This is a genomic window from Acinetobacter sp. YH16056_T, from assembly GCF_024605895.1.
GTDB lineage: Bacteria > Pseudomonadota > Gammaproteobacteria > Pseudomonadales > Moraxellaceae > Acinetobacter > Acinetobacter amyesii.
Window position 1 is genome coordinate 1,188,911 of sequence record NZ_CP094545.1, and the last position, 16,389, is coordinate 1,205,299.

Consider the following 16,389-nt stretch of genomic DNA (forward strand, 5'->3'; position numbering starts at 1 on the left):
CTTAAACAACAGGCAATAAAAAACCCACTTCGCAATGAGTGGGCTTTTTAGAATCTGGCTCTTCCACCTGGGCTCGAACCAGGGACCTGCGGATTAACAGTCCGTCGCTCTACCGACTGAGCTATGGAAGAATAGATGGCTCTCCAACCTGGGCTCGAACCAGGGACCTGCGGATTAACAGTCCGTCGCTCTACCGACTGAGCTATTGGAGAATCTGATGCGCATTTTAGGGATGAAAGCTAAAGTGGTCAAGCAGATTTGATGAAATGACTATTTGAATGTTTTTTTATTGTTCAAGTCTAGAAATTTTTTCTTAAATAGCGGTTATTTTTGAAGTTTTTTATATCATCTAGGTTGCTGATTTGCTTTATCGTCAAATTTTGTAGATTTAAATTTTTAAGCGTAGTTATGCGTTTCTCTTGATCTAAAGGAATTATAATTTGGAATAATAAATATATTTCTAAAATTTGATGGTTTGCGAAGGTATCTAAATGAAATTTAGAAAAAGACATAACAGGTTTAATGGTGTTTTGGAGTAGATTAAAAAGATTTTGATTGTGTTTGAATACAATCCTTAATAAATATTCATTACCGACAGGTAATAGGTTGTAGTGACTTTTTGTGTTGTTAATGGATATGCTTTCTATTTGATCATAGTTAAACTGAATTTTCATTATATAAAGTTGAATTATACAATCACTTTCGAAAAATCTAATTTGTGGCAGTCCATTTTTGATGATAAGTAAAATTAAGACGAATTCCATAATTGATAATCCAGTCAATATTAGTGCTGAATTAAAGCTATATTTAATAGATTCTTGAACATAAGAGTAACTCACATACTGGATTATAGTGATAAAGATAAACATCACTAATATTTTGGTATATTTTGCTTTTAAGATTAGTAATGGTTCTTGATTCATTCTTTTGTGTAGTATTGATTGTTGTGGCAGTATGATATTTAAAGCATAAAAAATCACCCTAAAAGGGTGATTTTTTTGACTTTTGGATAAGTTTTAAAACTTATTTTTCAACGCCAGCAGCTTGACCTGCATATTTAGCGTTTGCATAGTCCCAGTTCACTAGGCTTTCTAAGAAAGTAGAGATGTATTTAGGACGAGCGTTGCGGAAATCGATGTAGTAAGCATGTTCCCAAACGTCGATAGTCAACACTGCAACTTTACCGTGAGCAAGTGGAGTGTCAGCATTTGAAGTTTTAAGGATAGAAAGGTTGCCGTTTACTTCGTCAGCAACTAACCAAGCCCAACCTGAACCGAACTGAGTTGCAGCAGCATTTGCAAATTCTTCAGCGAATTTTTCGTAAGAACCGAAAGCTTCGTCGATTTTAGCTGCTAAAGCGCCAGTAGCTTTACCGCCACCGTTTTTAGCCATACAGTTCCAGTAGAATGTGTGGTTCCATACTTGGGCTGCATTGTTGAAGATACCAGCTTTAGAAGCATCGCCTTTAACAGCAGTGATGATTTCTTCTAAAGTTTTGCCAGCAAGGTCAGTACCTTCAATTGCTTTGTTTAGATTAACCACATAAGTATTGTGGTGTTTGTCGTGATGGTATTCTAAAGTTTCTTTGCTGATGTGCGGAGCAAGATCTTCGTAACCGTAAGGTAACGCTGGTAAAGTAATCGTTGTCATGTTTTCAATTCCTTGCATTTTGCTGGGTTTTGACATTAAGTGCCGTTATTGTAATAGATTCTTGCAGTAAAATGCGCATTGCTTATAAATAACAATACAGAATAAAGCCTGAAAATATACGTATAAGGACTGAGCCAAAGACCAAGACGATTTAAATTAAATCGGGTTATTTAATTCGAAATAACTATACTCAATATTGAACTGTTCTGAAATAGCTTTCGCGAGTCGTTGTACACCATAACGCTCGGTTGCATGATGCCCACATGCATAATAATGCACGTTTAATTCTTGAGCCTCGTAAAAAGTACGTTCACTCACTTCACCTGAAATGTACGCATCACAATCTAATGCAGCCGCTTTACCGATAAAGTCCTGTGCGCCGCCTGTACAAAAACCAATTTTTTGAATAGATGGTTTATCTGCAGGCAGGTGAATGGCATCAAATCCTAATCTTTCAGAAACGAACTCTTTAAACGCTGCTGGAGTCATGGCTTGTTTTAAATAACCAACATTGCCAATAGGATTGCGTTCAGTAGGATCTAAAGCTTCAATATTTTCTAATTCGAGCAAATCTGCTATCGCTGCATTATTACCTAAAGTAGGGTGACTATCTAAAGGTAAGTGATAACCAACGAGTGAAATATCGTTTTTGATCAGGCTTTTGATGCGTTTGCCGCGCATACCTGTGATTGGGTAAGCTTCACCTTTCCAAAAATAACCATGGTGTACCAATAGCAAATCAGCTTTTTCTGCTATCGCGGCTTCAATCGCTGTTTGTGATGCGGTAACTGCACATAAAATTTTATGCACTTCTGCTGAGCCTTCAATTTGCAAGCCGTTGGGAGCATAGTCCTTAAATTCATGTGCTTTGAGTGTGCTGTCACACCACTGAATAATTTCACTTAACTGAGCCATATATTGTCCAAAATCTCAAAGAGATGAATCAAAATTTACGATTGTTTAAATTGTAACTAAAGAATCACAAATCTCTGTATTTATTTTTAATTTTGTTGAAAAGATTACATTACAATACGATATAAATTATTTAGCCATCAATGAATTATAAAATTTAGAGGATATAGACGTGCGTCGGACCTTTACATGGTTACCTTGGGTATTATTAATACTTGTGATCATCGGTTTCTTTACATGGCAACAGGTTCAAAAACCTAAAGCACCCATTGCCCCAGATGGGGTTAAAATGCCTGCAGAAAAGGTTGAGCCCCTCATCGATACGTCGCGTACAGGCGGTGTAGTTTCGTATAGTGCTGCGGTAAAAGTTGCTGCTCCAGCGGTTGTCAATATTTTCACTACGCAAAAAGTGAAACAATTGGATCATCCTTTATTAAATGATCCTGTTTACCGTGAGTTTTTTGGTAATCAACTTCCAGATCAAACCAATCAAAACGAAAATAGTTTAGGTTCAGGTGTGATTGTTCGTCCAGATGGCTATATTTTGACGAATAACCACGTGATCGCACAGGCCGATCAGATCGTTGTGGCTTTACATGATGGTCGTCGTGCTGAAGCGAAAGTTGTGGGTACAGACCCAGATACAGACCTAGCTGTGATTAAGATTGAAATGAGTCAATTACCGGTTTTGCCATTTAAGCTAAGTGGCAATGAAGTCGGTGATGTCGTCCTAGCGATTGGTAACCCTTTTGGCGTGGGTCAGACGGTTACGCAAGGGATTATCTCAGCTACAGGTCGTTCAGATTTGGGAATCAACACTTACGAAGACTTTATTCAAACAGATGCTGCGATCAACCCCGGCAACTCTGGTGGTGCTTTAATTGATGTTGCAGGGAACTTAATTGGTGTAAATACCGCGATCTTCTCGCAGTCAGGTGGCTCTTTGGGGATTGGTTTTGCCATTCCTGCAAAAGTATGTCAACAAGTGCTGAACGCTATTTTAAAAGATGGGCGAGTGGTTCGTGGTTGGTTAGGTATTAGTTTACTTCCAATTAAACAAGAAAATATTTTAGATCCACGTGTGAATGGTGTGATTGTCGCAGATGTCATTCGTAATGGACCTGCAGCACAGGCAGGTTTAAAACGTGGTGATAAAATCGTGAAAGTGAATAATGAGCTGATTACCTCGACCTCACATTTAATCAATTACGTTGCACAACAAGCGCCATTGAGCACTATGCAAATTGAGATTGAGCGAGACGGAAAGGCGATGACATTGCCGGTACAAGTGGGAGAGCGTAAACTGCAAACTCAAAACAGTGACTCGCAATATATTCCATTACCCCGCTAGCATAGAAAATCCCTCTTCATGAGGGATTTTTTTTGAGTTCCTTTTTTTGTATATCGCTTTGAAGAGCTTCGTTTGCGCCAAACAATGCGCTTTGAAATTGAAATATCAATTACAAAAATGCATTGCACGCTTTGCTGAATTTGGCTTAATTTATAAGCAATAATAATCAGATAAGCGTATAAGAATATGAGCTTTTTACCCGCTGAACATGCCAAAGTTTTATCCAGTCAAGCCAATTTAGATATCGCCTTATATAAGACACGTTTGGCTTTGCTGATTGAGGAAAATGCCAAACAGGGGAATACCGCCGTATTTACGGTTTTACCCAAGCATTTAGCTTTAGAAGAGATTCGAAGTTTATCTGCTGAGCTTACAGAATTGGGATATCAAGTTCGATTTGAAGTGAATGAATTCTTCTATAATTTTAATGTCTACTGGATTTGATTCGGGATTCACTGCATTTAAGGTCGTAAGTTAAAAACAAGATGAAACCCTTTAGAAAACCACGCTAAGCGTAGTTTTCTAAAACTGTTTTATAACGCAGTAACTTATTCAGATTTTTGATAGTCGTTAATGACTTCAAGCGCCGCACGAAAGGCTTCTTGAGTCGCTGGTGCACCACAATATGGCAAACTATGAAGTAATACTTCCTGAATTTCTTCTACAGTCGCCCCGTTATTTAAAGCACCTCGGACATGACCTTTGAGTTCTGTCGGACTTTTTTGTGCTGTTAAAAATGCAATAGTAATCAGTGAGCGATATTTACGGGGTAAAACGCCTTCACGCTGCCAAGTTGAACCCCATGCATGCTCATTAATCCAATCTTGCAAAGGTTGAGTAAATGGCACGGTATTGTCTTGAGCACGTTTAACGAAACTTTCACCCATAACTTCAGTACGAACTTTTAAGCCATTTTCATAATCTTGTTGTGACATGTAGCAAACCCTCTGTGATGTAATTTTGCAGTACAGCCTATACCTTTGACTCTGCGATACCATTGGCTGATGGTCGTATAAAAAAGCCATCCCATTGTTTAACAGTGGAATGGCTTTTATTTTGAGAAAAATAAAGCTCAAAATCGATGAAGAAGTTGATTAATAACGCAGGAAGGCTTCTGGTTCATCATCAGTGTGTTGTTGCTTTTTCACTTCTGGTGAAATGGTTAAATGTGGATTGGATAGCTCAAGTTCGTGGATGAGCTGCATGTCAAATACATCTGTGAGCATACTGTCATAGCGTTGAATGTTGTAAGTGCTGAGCTGTTCAGCTTCAGAGGCTGTAATGACTTTTTGTGCAATCGCATCTTCTATATGTGCTTCAAAAGTTAAACCTTTGAATTGGCCTTTAGATTCAGCTTTTTTAAATTGGTTCCACAGCGGTTCAATTTTCAACAATTGTAAAAAGGCATTTTCCATACGACCAGAAACTTCATCTGCTGCAGTGCTGTAATACACGTGCTTTTTCAGTTCTTGGCGGAAAGTATTGTCTAGCATCATTTGAGTGGCAACTTCACGTTTTAAACGGTCTGTCGGTTTAGCAACAACTCGTCCAAACGGAAAGCAGATGATTTTTACTACGCTTGCTGCTAGTCGCATTGGGAAGTTATCAAATAAGCCATGGAAAGCTTCTTCAACATTGTACAAAGCTTTATCTAATGCAAGTTGCGCATGTAATTGTTCAGCTTCACTTCTTTGACCTTGTTCATAATATTTAAGAATAGCTGTCGCGATAAATAAATAAGAGTGAATGTCTGCAAGTCGTCCAGAGAGCATTTCTTTACGTTTAATATCGCCGGCTAATAGGCCAAGACACATATCTGCAGTCAGCGCGAAATCGGCACTAAAGCGGTTAATTTTTTTATAGTAGGGGCGACTAAATTCATCTGCTGAAGCAGGTGAGTCTGATGGGCCACCAGTGAACGCATAAGCAAAGGCACGTGCAGTTCGGTTAAAAGTATAGCCCAAGTGCTTAAAGAGCATTTCGTTGAATGTATTGAGTGCAGTGTCCTTATCTTTGGCTTGAATTAATTGTAGCTCTTCAAATAAATATGGATGGCACCGCATTGAGCCTTGTCCAAAAATCATTAGAGAGCGACTTAGAATATTGGCACCTTCGACAGTAATTGACACAGGAATGGCCTGATAATTCAAAGCTAAAAAATTACGAGGTCCCATTTGCACGGCACGTCCACCGACGATGTCCATGCCATGATTCACCACTTTCCGCATGGTTTCAGTGGCATAGTATTTGGCCATTGCAGTCATTACAGCAGGTTTGCCGCCTTGGTTTAAACCACAAGTCACCAAATAGCGAAATGCTTCAAGCATATAAGCGTCTGATGCGATATCACTCGAAGCTTCTTGTACACCTTCAAAATTACCTACAGAAATTTTAAACTGCTGACGAACTTTGGCAAATGCGCCGACGTTTAAATATGCCATTTCTCCGGCTGCCGTTGACAATGCAGGAAGTGAAATACCACGACCAACCGCTAAGCATTCCATCAGCATACGCCAGCCTTTACCGGCATTTTCTATCCCACCAATGATCCAGTCTAAGGGAATAAAGACATCTTTACCTTCAACTGTCCCATTCATAAATGGTGAGCCTGGATTATGACGAGGGCCTGTAATGACACCGTCATGACTCGCCGGTAGCAGCGCGCAGGTGATGCCATATTCCGTTTTATTTTTATCTCCCAATAAGCCATCTGGATCGTATAACTTAAATGCAAGACCAATGACGGTGGCAATCGGTGCAAGGGTAATCCAGCGTTTAGAGAAATTCATGTTTAAGCCGAGCACTTGTTGTCCCTCAAAGGTGCCATAACAGACAACACCTGTATCTGGAATAGCGCCTGCATCTGAGCCTGCTTCAGGGCTTGTGAGTCCAAAACATGGAATTTCTTCACCTTTTGCAAGGCCAGGGAGGTATCTGTCTTTTTGTGCTTCGGTACCATAGTGTAGAAGTAATTCCCCCGGTCCAAGAGAGTTGGGCACCATACAACTGACTGCGGCAGTGAGTGAGCGAGATGCAATCTTGCTCATGACACGGCTTTGTGCATATGAACTAAATTCACGGCCCCCGTAAGATTTTGGAATCACTAGTCCTAAGAAACCATTATCCTTAATGAATTGCCAAGCTTCTGGTGGGAGGTCTTTATGTTTATGGTGAATATCCCATTCGTTGAGCATGGCACAAAGTTGTTCGACTTCATTATCAATGAAGGATTGTTCTTCAGCACTAAGCTGAGGATAGGGATAAGCCTCAAATTTTTTCCAATCAGGCGCGCCCATAAATAGCTCTTTTTCCCACCAACTTGTTCCTGCATCCAACGCTTCACGTTCCGTAGTACTCATATTCGGCATCGCATTTGCTAAGGTTTTATAGGCAGGTTTGGTGAGTAGATTGAGCCTCAGTGGATCAATCAACACAATTAAACTTAAAGCAATAAGCGGGATGCCAAGTATTAATGACCATGGGCTTAAAAAGGCGAGTGCAATTGAAACGAATATCAGTGTTATCGCGCCTACAGCTCGTGAAAGTTCAAAGAAAAAAACGGCCCAAAGAGCAAAAATAAAGAGTACGGCACTGAGTATAAATAGCATTTGTTATGGCTCCAGTGACAAGGGCCAGAGCGTTATGCGTTTAAAACAGCCTACATGCGTTTAAAAATGATCTCATCTTTTGTCTTTCTGATTTTAAAGTGCATGAGACTGTCAAAATGGCATCACTCGGCTGGTGAGTATGATTGGACAATTGCGCGAATATCATGAAAGCGCAAATAAAGTGTTATCAATAGATTGATTAATAAATAATCACAATACAATCCCTATCGGGCAAAGAAATGTCACATTACGTAAACTTGTATGATTCGATATGTTGGATACCGTTTAAAGGAACGCACTATTTTCGAAAGATCTTATATTGGTAAATGAATTGGGCTGAGTGTGAAAGCCATAAAAAAGCCCTCAATCAATGAGGGCTTTTAATTTGAGATGTTTTAAATCTAAGAGTGATTAAGCTTCAATCGTTTGAACTGCAATTTTCTTTGCAGGATCAGTTTTACGACGTACCGCAGGCACTGGCTCACCATAGTATTGACGGTCAGCAAAGTAACTTGAACGGACCATTGGTGCAGCCCAAATGTTTTTGAAACCAAGCTTTTGGCCATGTGCAGTGTAACGCTCAAATTCTTCTGGGCTTACAAAACGGTCAATCGGTGCATGTTCTTTAGAGGGCTGTAAGTACTGACCAATGGTGACATAGTCAACATCGTGTGCTTTTAAGTCGTCTAATAACGCGATCACTTCTTCTTCAGTTTCACCAATACCGACCATCAAACCACATTTGGTTGGAACATCTGGGCAGTATTCTTTAAACATTTTTAATAAGTTTAGAGAGTGTTGGTAGTCAGAACCCGGACGCATTGCTTTATACAAACGTGGCACGGTTTCAATGTTGTGGTTAAACACATCAGGTGGACACTCCGTCATAATACGAAGGGCAACATCCATACGACCACGGAAGTCAGGAACTAGAATTTCCAAAAGTGTTTTTGGACTCAAGTCACGAGCTTCTTTAATACAGTCAACAAAGTGCTGTGCGCCGCCATCAACTAGGTCATCACGGTCGACCGACGTAATTACGGCATATTTCAAACCAAGATTGGCAATGGTTTCTGCCATGTGACGTGGTTCATCTGGGTCAAGAGCATTGGGACGACCATGCGCAACGTCGCAGAATGGGCAACGACGAGTACAGATATCGCCCATAATCATAAAGGTTGCAGTACCGCCACCGAAACATTCAGGTAAGTTCGGGCAAGCCGCTTCTTCACACACGGTATGTAATTTTTGTGCGCGCAAAGTTGTTTTAATACGTTGAACTTCATCAGGGGCAGCCATTTTGACCCGAATCCAGTCAGGCTTACGAGGCGTTTCAACCGTTGGCACAACCTTCACAGGTATGCGAGCGACTTTTTCTGCGCCACGAAGTTTTACACCCTGTACAGGTTTACGGTTCTCAGACATATTCAACTTTTCCACTGTTTTTGACGAGGAGATATTCAAAAAAATTAGCTCGATCATTATAGCGGACTTGAGCTTAAATAGGGGGAAAACGATATTCATATAATAAATGTGGTTATCACATAATATATGTGAGCTAAATATCCAAAAAAGTTAGGATATACGTCATAATACAGCCTAGATTAAAGAATATTTGTAAAGGAGCGTTGAATGCCACGTAAGAAAGAGGTCGTTAGTGGAACTTTCGTGAAATACGATGCGGTAGTTCTGGGTTCTGGCCCTGCGGGTGAAGGCGCTGCAATGAAACTTGCTAAATCAGGTAAGCGAGTTGCAATTGTAGATATGCGTGAACAGCTTGGTGGTAACTGTACCCATGTAGGAACAATTCCAAGTAAAGCATTGCGTCAGACCGTTTCAAGCATTTTACGTTACCAACGTGACCCTATGTTCCAAAAAGTCGGTGAATGGAAACAGTTCACGATGAAACAGGTGTTACGTAATGCGCATAAAGTGATTCAACAACAAGTTGAAACTCATTCACGTTTTTATGACCGTAATAAAATTGATATTTTCCACGGCCGTGCGTATATCCAAGATCAAAACACTGTTTTGATTTTTAGCAATGAAGGTATGACGGAAACTTTAGTATTCCAGCAATTAGTGATTGCGACAGGTTCACGTCCTTACCGTCCAGCTGCTTTAGACTTTAATCATCCTCGCGTATTTGATTCAGACAAAATTTTGGATCTGGATTATTCAATCCAAAAAATCATCATTTATGGTGCAGGTGTGATTGGTTGTGAATATGCGTCTATCTTTATTGGTCTAGACCACAAAGTTGACTTGATCAATACACAACACAAATTACTCAGCTACTTAGACGATGAAATTTCAGATGCATTGTCATATCGTTTACGTGAGCAGGGTGTATTGATTCGCCACAACGAACAGATTGATCATCTTGAAACACATGATGATCATGTGGTTCTGCACTTGCAAAGTGGTAAGAAAATTAAAGCCGACGCGATTTTGTGGTGTAACGGCCGTTCTGGTAATACAGATGGTTTAGGCCTAGAAAATGTAGGTATCAAACCAAACAGCCGTGGTCAATTAACCGTGAATGATCAATATCAAACTGAAGTAGAGAATATCTTTGCTGCGGGTGATGTAATCGGTTGGCCTTCACTTGCATCTGCTGCATATGACCAAGGTCGCTGTGCCGGTTCTAACATGAGCGGTGAAGAAGGAATTGCACCTGTAACGGATATTCCTACAGGTATTTATACAATTCCTGAAATTTCTTCGATTGGTAAAACTGAACAACAGTTAACTGAAGAAAAAATTCCGTATGAAGTGGGTCAGGCATCTTTCCGTCATTTGGCACGTGCGCAAATTACGGGCGATACCGTGGGCGAGCTTAAAATCTTGTTCCATCGTGATACTTTAGAAATTTTAGGCGTTCATTGCTTCGGTAATAATGCTGCGGAAATTATTCACATTGGTCAGGCCGTGATGAACAGCCCGAACAATACGATTAAATATTTTGTAGAAACCACATTTAACTATCCGACAATGGCGGAAGCGTACCGTGTTGCAACATTGAATGGTATGAACCGCTTATTCTAAGGTTAAAGTGAACTTAGAATGTGCAATGAAAGACCCGTAAGTTTCGGCTTGCGGGTTTTTTATGGTTAGAATAAAGTGCATACAAAATATACAGTCAATCCACTTATAATCATCAACATTTTCAACTCATTTTAGGTAGCCCATGACGATCCGTTCAGTGACCATTCAAGGTTTTCGATCTATTCATCATATGAATTTGACCTTGTCGCGTCTGAATATTGTCAGTGGTCCGAATGGTTGTGGTAAGTCCAATCTATATAAAGCTGTACGTCTCTTGCATGAAGCTGCAAATGGCCAATTATCCCAAGCAATTGCAAATGAAGGCGGGATTCAAAAAATCATGTGGGCAGGTGGTCACCGTGCGGGTGATCGATCGAAAGACCCTAAGCGCATGAAGCTTGCAGTGGAGATGGAGCATTATGAATATCAACTTGAAATAGGTTTTCCTGAACCGCTCATCACCTTGTTTGCACTCGATCCTTTGGTCAAAGTAGAAGGGATTTGGTTAAGCGGCTATCAACGTCGAAAAATGAGTGAGTTGTTGGAAAGAACCAACCAAGCGGCATTTCTTAAAAATGTTGATGAAGAACGGATTGCTTATCCGATGGCATTAACACCAGAAGAGTCGGTGTTTGGACAATTGTCCGATCCACACTTATATCCCGAAGTTTCACAAGTGCGTGAGACCATGAAAAACTGGCGTTTTTATCATGAGTTTTCTGTCAGTGGAAATTCACCGATCCGTGTCCCACAGGTGGGCATTCGTTCGCCAGTTTTAGCGCATGATGGTACAAATTTAGCTGCGGCTTTTGAAACCTTGCGTGAGCGTGGTAACAGTGAAACCTTGTTTGAAGTACTAGAAAAAGCCTTTCCGCAGACCCAATTTTATGTGCAGGAAATGGGTGGGCGCTTTCAAATGATGATGCAAAAGCAAGGGATCTTAAGACCTTTGGAAAGTGCCGAATTTTCAGATGGGACTTTACGGTTTTTGTGTTTAGCTGTGGCTTTATTGAGTCCAAGACCCCCAAATTTTATGGCACTGAATGAGCCAGAAAATAGCTTACATCCCGATTTATTACCTGCCTTGGCGATGCTGATTGCCGAAGCAAGTCGCTATACGCAGCTTTGGTTGACCACACATTCCAATGAACTGGTTGAAATGATCAAACAGTATAGTGATGTGCAGCATTATCAACTGGATCAGGTCGAGGGGAAAACTGTGGTCAAGGGCGCAAGCTTAATCGATGAGGATTAATTTACTCCTTGAGTTCTAGTTTTTTTTGCTTAAGTTTAAAAAGGCAGAAAAGTTAAAAAAGCGTAATAGCCGATAAAACTGCTTATTAAGCTGAACCAAACTGGCAGTTTGCTGCGAAGTAAAGCAATAACGACGGCAACAAATATAAAGTCTGTCCATTGAATGATGTATTTTTGGCTCATTTGAAATAGTAGACACAGTAATAAACCAACGACAGCCGCATTGATTATTTTTAAGGTGCCAAAAAGCATCGGGTATTTCATCAACTTATTCCAATAGGGCAATAAGCCAAACATTAGTAAAAATGATGGTAAAAATATCGTCACAGTCGCGAGTACAGCATTTAAGAGTAGCACATCAGTCATGGGTAAAAGTGTGCCGAGATAGGCGGCGAAACTAAACAAAGGCCCCGGCATGAGTTGTGCAAGGGCATAGCCTAAGTCAAAATTTTCATTACTGATCAGTCCTGTCGAGACAAAGTCCTGATGTAAAAATGGCAAAATAATATGTCCACCACCAAAGACTAGGGACGCTGTGCGGTAGAAGCTTTCTAAGCTAAATGCCAAGACACTGCTGTGTTGTATATCGAAGAATGGCAGAACGAAAAAAGGGCTGATAAAGGCGAGAAGCCATAGCCAAGAGGTGCGAGTATTTTCATGTGCATTTTGGCTAAAACTGTCATGTTTGGGTGGAACTGTTTCGGCGATATTTGGCTTTTGGCTGCGTAATTGATTTGACGATAAAACTAAACCGATAATTGCAGCGCATAAAATCACCAAAACTTGATTTAGAGAAAATTGAAAGAAATAAATAAAAAATGCAGCTAAAAGCATGACTAGATACTGAAATTTTGTTTTACAGAAGCTTCGCATCATTTGCCAAAATGCCCATGTAACCACAGCAAGGACAATCAACTGAATAACATGAAAGAACTGTGTTGAGAGTTGATCGCTAAGTTTTAAGCTTAAAATCGCCGCGGCACACATCAGCAGGGCGGATGGTAAAGTAAAGCCTAACCACGCCAAACAAGCACCTTGATAGCGGTTGAGTTGAAATCCAATCGCCATGCCGAGCTGGCTACTGGTTGGGCCTGGAAGGACTTGAGTCAAGGCAAGCAAATGCGCATATTCATGCTCCGTTATCCATTTTTCTTGTTTCACAAAATATTGAAAAAACAACACTAAATGCGCAGCAGGTCCACCAAATGCAATACACCCTAATCTTAAAAAGGTGAGAAAGATGACAAGGTTTCGTTGTGGTATGGACTGGCTCATGCGTTACCAATATTAAAAATCGAAATAAGGTTATGAATTTCTAAAGGATATAAGTATGAAAGTTAAAAGATTTTAAAGGTTGATTATTGCAGTAGTATGTAAATCCTGCTTCAAAATTATTCTGAAGCGCTTAGCAGGGAAAAAGATAATTGGACGAAGTGACATAGTGCTGTCCCACATGCACATGGCATCAGTTTTCGCCGCTGATTAGCATCAGCACATACACATAAAAAATTTGTCTAAAAATGACTACTCCAAAATCAGACACATTAGCAGAAATTTTGAGCGCTTTATTAAAGTGGTTGATGAGTGGCATTGCATCGTTACTTTCAATCATGGCATTTTCAGATGATCAGCTACCTGCTTCACAACCATTAGCAAGTTATGCAGATCAAAACAGTTGGCAGGACATTCAGCACTATCTACCCAAAGAATACCATTTAGATGAAATTCAACGACCTAAAGAAGAGTGGTGGAACTGGCAAGGTCATACTATTCACTTAGATACTTATCGTAATCCACAGGCAAAAGTGAAGGTGATTCTGTTTCATGGTGTGGGAACAAATGGTCGACAAATGTCGATGATTTTGGGTCAGCCTTTGGCACAGAGTGGCTATGAAACTATCGCTATTGATATGCCCGGTTATGGCCTCACCCAAGTCAAAAAAGGCTCAAAAATTCGTTATGATGATTGGGTTCAAGCAGGCAATGACCTCATTGAAGCTGAGCTACAAAAAGATCATCGTCCTATCGTTTTGTATGGGCTCAGTGCTGGTGGTATGTTGACCTATCACGTGGCGGCAAAAAATAAACAGGTGAAAGGTATCGTCGGTATGACCTTTCTAGATACTTCAAATAAAACCGTGCGTGATCAAGTCTCTTTGAATAAATTTATGAGCCGCGTGGGCAGTCCAATGGCTCATGTGACGGCACATACACCATTATCAGCATTGCCAATGCCGATGCGTTGGGTAAGTAAAATGCATCGTTTGGTGAATAATGACGCAGCATTGCAGGTCTTTTTAAAAGATAAAACGTCAGCTGGGAATAGTGTATCGGTTAAATTTCTAGATTCGTATTTATATTATAAAAATGACACGCCACCGGAGCAGTTTGATGTCTGCCCAATTCTACTAACGCAGCCTGAACAAGACCGTTGGACGCCTTTGGCTTTAAGTCAGCCATTTTTAGCACGGATTCACCAAGTTCCAGTCGATGTCGTGCTGTTGAAAAACGCAGGACATTATCCTTTGGAACAGCCGGGACTCGATCAAATGGTCAATACAATCGATGAGTTTTATCAAAAAGTCACGCAATAATCTGTTGAAAGCGTGATGCGTAATTCATACCAACATAGATATAAAAAAACCGCCAGAAGGCGGTTTTTTTATTGGGACTTTATCGTGGAAATATTTAAGCAAAATGACCATGTTGAAAATCATAAAATGCCTGACGTATTTCATCTTCAGTATTCATGACGAATGGTCCATGTGCCGCAATAGGTTCATTTAAAGCTTCGCCACTTAAAATAAGCAGTTTGGTTGCTACAAAAGATTTAAGTTTCAAGGACGATACTTGGTCACTGACATATAAAGTCTGTTTCGCATCAAAGCGTTGACCTTCAATTTCGATCGCGCCACTTAATACAAAAATCATGTTATTCCACTGTGGGTTGAATGAAAATTCCTGTTCAACATTTGCATTCAAGCGCACATCCAAGACATTCATTGGGCTAAAGGTTTCAGCTGCACCCATTGTGTCTTCAAATTGGCCAGCAATGACGCGTACCACGCCTGCATTTTGTGCAAGTTTAACTTCAGCAATATTGGCTGTAGTCAGTTCTTGGTAGCGAGGTTCAGTCATTTTGGCATGACTAGGTAAATTGACCCAAAGTTGTACCATGTCTAAATTTCCGCCAGTTTTTGCAAAATCTTTAGAATGGTGTTCTTCATGCATAATGCCTCGACCCGCGGTCATCCATTGCACTTCGTCTTTGGCAATACTGCCGTGATTTCCTTTAGAGTCAAAATGCTCCAATTCTCCTTCATAAACAATGGTTACTGTTTCAAAGCCACGATGTGGATGTGATCCAACACCACGTTGATGATGACTTGGAGAGAAATGATATTGGCCGGTATAGCCCATAACGAGAAATGGACTGGTTTGATTGCTCATTTCTTGCATAGGGAGCATAGAGTTTGTTGGGAAGCCATCGCCCACCCAAGTACTACGATCACTATGATAAACACGTTTGATTGAATTCATAATTCAGCCCTCAATATATTGCTTCTGAGATCTATTATTGAGGTATAGTGAGGGAATGACAGGGCGAAAAACTCAACAGATTATTCTAAAAATGAAACAATCATGCAAAATTTAAATGACTATTACTATTTCGTGCAAGTGGTGAAATACCAAGGTTATACCAAAGCCAGTGAAGCATTGGGTATTACAAAATCTAAGCTATCACGCCGTATTACAGAGTTAGAGGCGCGTTTGGGTGTACGTCTGATTCAACGTAATACGCGAAAATTTACTGTGACTGAAATAGGACAACAGTTCTATTTACACTGCTTAAAAATTTTAGAGGAAGTCAGCGAAACGGAAAACTTTGTGCTTAGTACGTTGAATGACCAACTCTGTGGCCAAATTAAAATCTCTTGTCCTGTGGCTTTGGTGGAAATGCCTGTTGCCAAAATGGTCACTGATTTTATGCAGCAATATCCTGAGGTCAGTGTGCATCTAATGGCGACCAATCATCGGGTTGATGTCATTGAGGAAGGCGTAGATTTAGCCATTCGTGTGCGCAATATGCCTTTAATGGATAGTGATTTGATCGTTCGAGATTTAGATGCTTGTGATCATGTTTTAGTGGCATCGCCACAACTTTTCTTCGAGCGTGAAATGCCACAGCAATTGGCTGAGATTCAAAATTTTCCGTGTATTGGTTTTGACCGACCTAAACATTTTTGGGATTTCCGACATCGTGAAAAAAGTGAAACCCAACAAATTGAATTTCATCCACGCTTAAGAACTGACAGTTTTAGTGCGATGATTTCTGCTGCTCTTTCTGGCGTAGGAATCGCATCTTTGCCCAAAGTGTTTGTACGTGATGCTTTAAAAAGTGGTGAGTTAATAGAGCTATTTCCTGAATGGCAATTGCCGCAAGGGGTCATCCATGTTGCCTACGCGACACGACAAGGCATGCTGCCGGGTGTGCGTGCGATGTTAGATCATTTAATTTCAGGTTTTAAGGCATTAGATATAGATCATCCGTAATTTGAGCAGTGT

The 16,389-nt window shown here is 40.4% G+C and carries 14 protein-coding genes and 2 tRNA genes; 6 read left to right on the forward strand and 10 right to left on the reverse strand.

Annotation, left to right across the window (positions count from 1 at the left end; translation table 11 throughout):
* Positions 1–55: 55 nt before the first annotated feature.
* From MST17_RS06040 to MST17_RS06060, 5 genes are all read right to left on the reverse strand, one after another.
* Positions 56–131, reverse strand: a tRNA-Asn gene (locus tag MST17_RS06040).
* Positions 132–136: 5 nt separating this feature from the next.
* Positions 137–212: transfer RNA gene (locus tag MST17_RS06045), tRNA-Asn, on the reverse strand.
* 87 nt (positions 213–299) lie between these two features.
* Positions 300–923, reverse strand: a complete 624-nt coding sequence (locus tag MST17_RS06050) for a hypothetical protein (protein ID WP_180160507.1) — start codon at positions 921–923, stop codon at positions 300–302.
* A 100-nt stretch (positions 924–1,023) separates the two neighbouring features.
* Entirely contained in the window at positions 1,024–1,650 is a 627-nt protein-coding gene (locus tag MST17_RS06055) for a superoxide dismutase (RefSeq protein ID WP_078192384.1), read from the reverse strand.
* Positions 1,651–1,806: 156 nt separating this feature from the next.
* Complete coding sequence (locus MST17_RS06060; RefSeq protein WP_180026345.1) at positions 1,807–2,565, reverse strand: Nif3-like dinuclear metal center hexameric protein; 759 nt, start codon at positions 2,563–2,565, stop codon at positions 1,807–1,809.
* Positions 2,566–2,734: 169 nt separating this feature from the next.
* Between MST17_RS06060 and MST17_RS06065 the strand changes: the two genes are divergently transcribed.
* Together MST17_RS06065 and MST17_RS06070 are read left to right on the forward strand one after the other, a co-directional pair.
* On the forward strand, positions 2,735–3,913 hold the full coding sequence (locus tag MST17_RS06065; protein WP_180026344.1) for a S1C family serine protease: 1,179 nt from the start codon (positions 2,735–2,737) through the stop codon (positions 3,911–3,913).
* Between the two features lie 186 nt (positions 3,914–4,099).
* On the forward strand, positions 4,100–4,357 hold the full coding sequence (locus MST17_RS06070) for a hypothetical protein (protein ID WP_078191893.1): 258 nt from the start codon (positions 4,100–4,102) through the stop codon (positions 4,355–4,357).
* Between the two features lie 104 nt (positions 4,358–4,461).
* Here the strand turns inward: MST17_RS06070 and MST17_RS06075 are convergent, their stop codons facing one another.
* From MST17_RS06075 to lipA, 3 genes are all read right to left on the reverse strand, one after another.
* Positions 4,462–4,848, reverse strand: coding sequence for a carboxymuconolactone decarboxylase family protein (locus MST17_RS06075; protein WP_005008801.1), 387 nt, complete (start codon positions 4,846–4,848; stop codon positions 4,462–4,464).
* Between the two features lie 159 nt (positions 4,849–5,007).
* On the reverse strand, positions 5,008–7,521 hold the full coding sequence (locus tag MST17_RS06080) for an acyl-CoA dehydrogenase (RefSeq protein WP_180026343.1): 2,514 nt from the start codon (positions 7,519–7,521) through the stop codon (positions 5,008–5,010).
* Positions 7,522–7,932: 411 nt separating this feature from the next.
* Positions 7,933–8,946: a lipoyl synthase gene (gene lipA, locus MST17_RS06085; protein WP_078190238.1), complete on the reverse strand. Its 1,014-nt coding sequence runs from the start codon at positions 8,944–8,946 to the stop codon at positions 7,933–7,935.
* Between the two features lie 207 nt (positions 8,947–9,153).
* Here lipA and sthA point away from each other — a divergent pair, with 207 nt between their 5' ends.
* A complete protein-coding gene (gene sthA / locus MST17_RS06090) occupies positions 9,154–10,569 on the forward strand; it encodes a Si-specific NAD(P)(+) transhydrogenase (RefSeq protein ID WP_078190237.1) in 1,416 nt (471 codons plus the stop codon).
* 142 nt (positions 10,570–10,711) lie between these two features.
* On the forward strand, positions 10,712–11,824 hold the full coding sequence (locus tag MST17_RS06095; protein WP_180004940.1) for an AAA family ATPase: 1,113 nt from the start codon (positions 10,712–10,714) through the stop codon (positions 11,822–11,824).
* Between the two features lie 35 nt (positions 11,825–11,859).
* Here MST17_RS06095 and chrA read toward each other — a convergent pair whose 3' ends face one another.
* Positions 11,860–13,098 (reverse strand): chromate efflux transporter, encoded by a 1,239-nt coding sequence (gene chrA / locus MST17_RS06100; RefSeq protein ID WP_180026342.1) that lies wholly within the window; start codon positions 13,096–13,098, stop codon positions 11,860–11,862.
* Between the two features lie 335 nt (positions 13,099–13,433).
* On the opposite strand from chrA, the gene MST17_RS06105 reads away from it, so the two are divergent.
* Positions 13,434–14,417: an alpha/beta hydrolase gene (locus MST17_RS06105; RefSeq protein WP_257224004.1), complete on the forward strand. Its 984-nt coding sequence runs from the start codon at positions 13,434–13,436 to the stop codon at positions 14,415–14,417.
* A gap of 94 nt (positions 14,418–14,511) precedes the next feature.
* Here the strand turns inward: MST17_RS06105 and MST17_RS06110 are convergent, their stop codons facing one another.
* The gene (locus tag MST17_RS06110) at positions 14,512–15,363 is read right to left on the reverse strand and encodes a pirin family protein (protein WP_180026340.1); all 852 of its coding nucleotides are present in this window, start codon (positions 15,361–15,363) and stop codon (positions 14,512–14,514) included.
* Between the two features lie 102 nt (positions 15,364–15,465).
* Between MST17_RS06110 and MST17_RS06115 the strand changes: the two genes are divergently transcribed.
* Positions 15,466–16,377, forward strand: coding sequence for a LysR substrate-binding domain-containing protein (locus MST17_RS06115; RefSeq protein WP_180026339.1), 912 nt, complete (start codon positions 15,466–15,468; stop codon positions 16,375–16,377).
* The last annotated feature ends 12 nt before the right edge of the window (positions 16,378–16,389 follow it).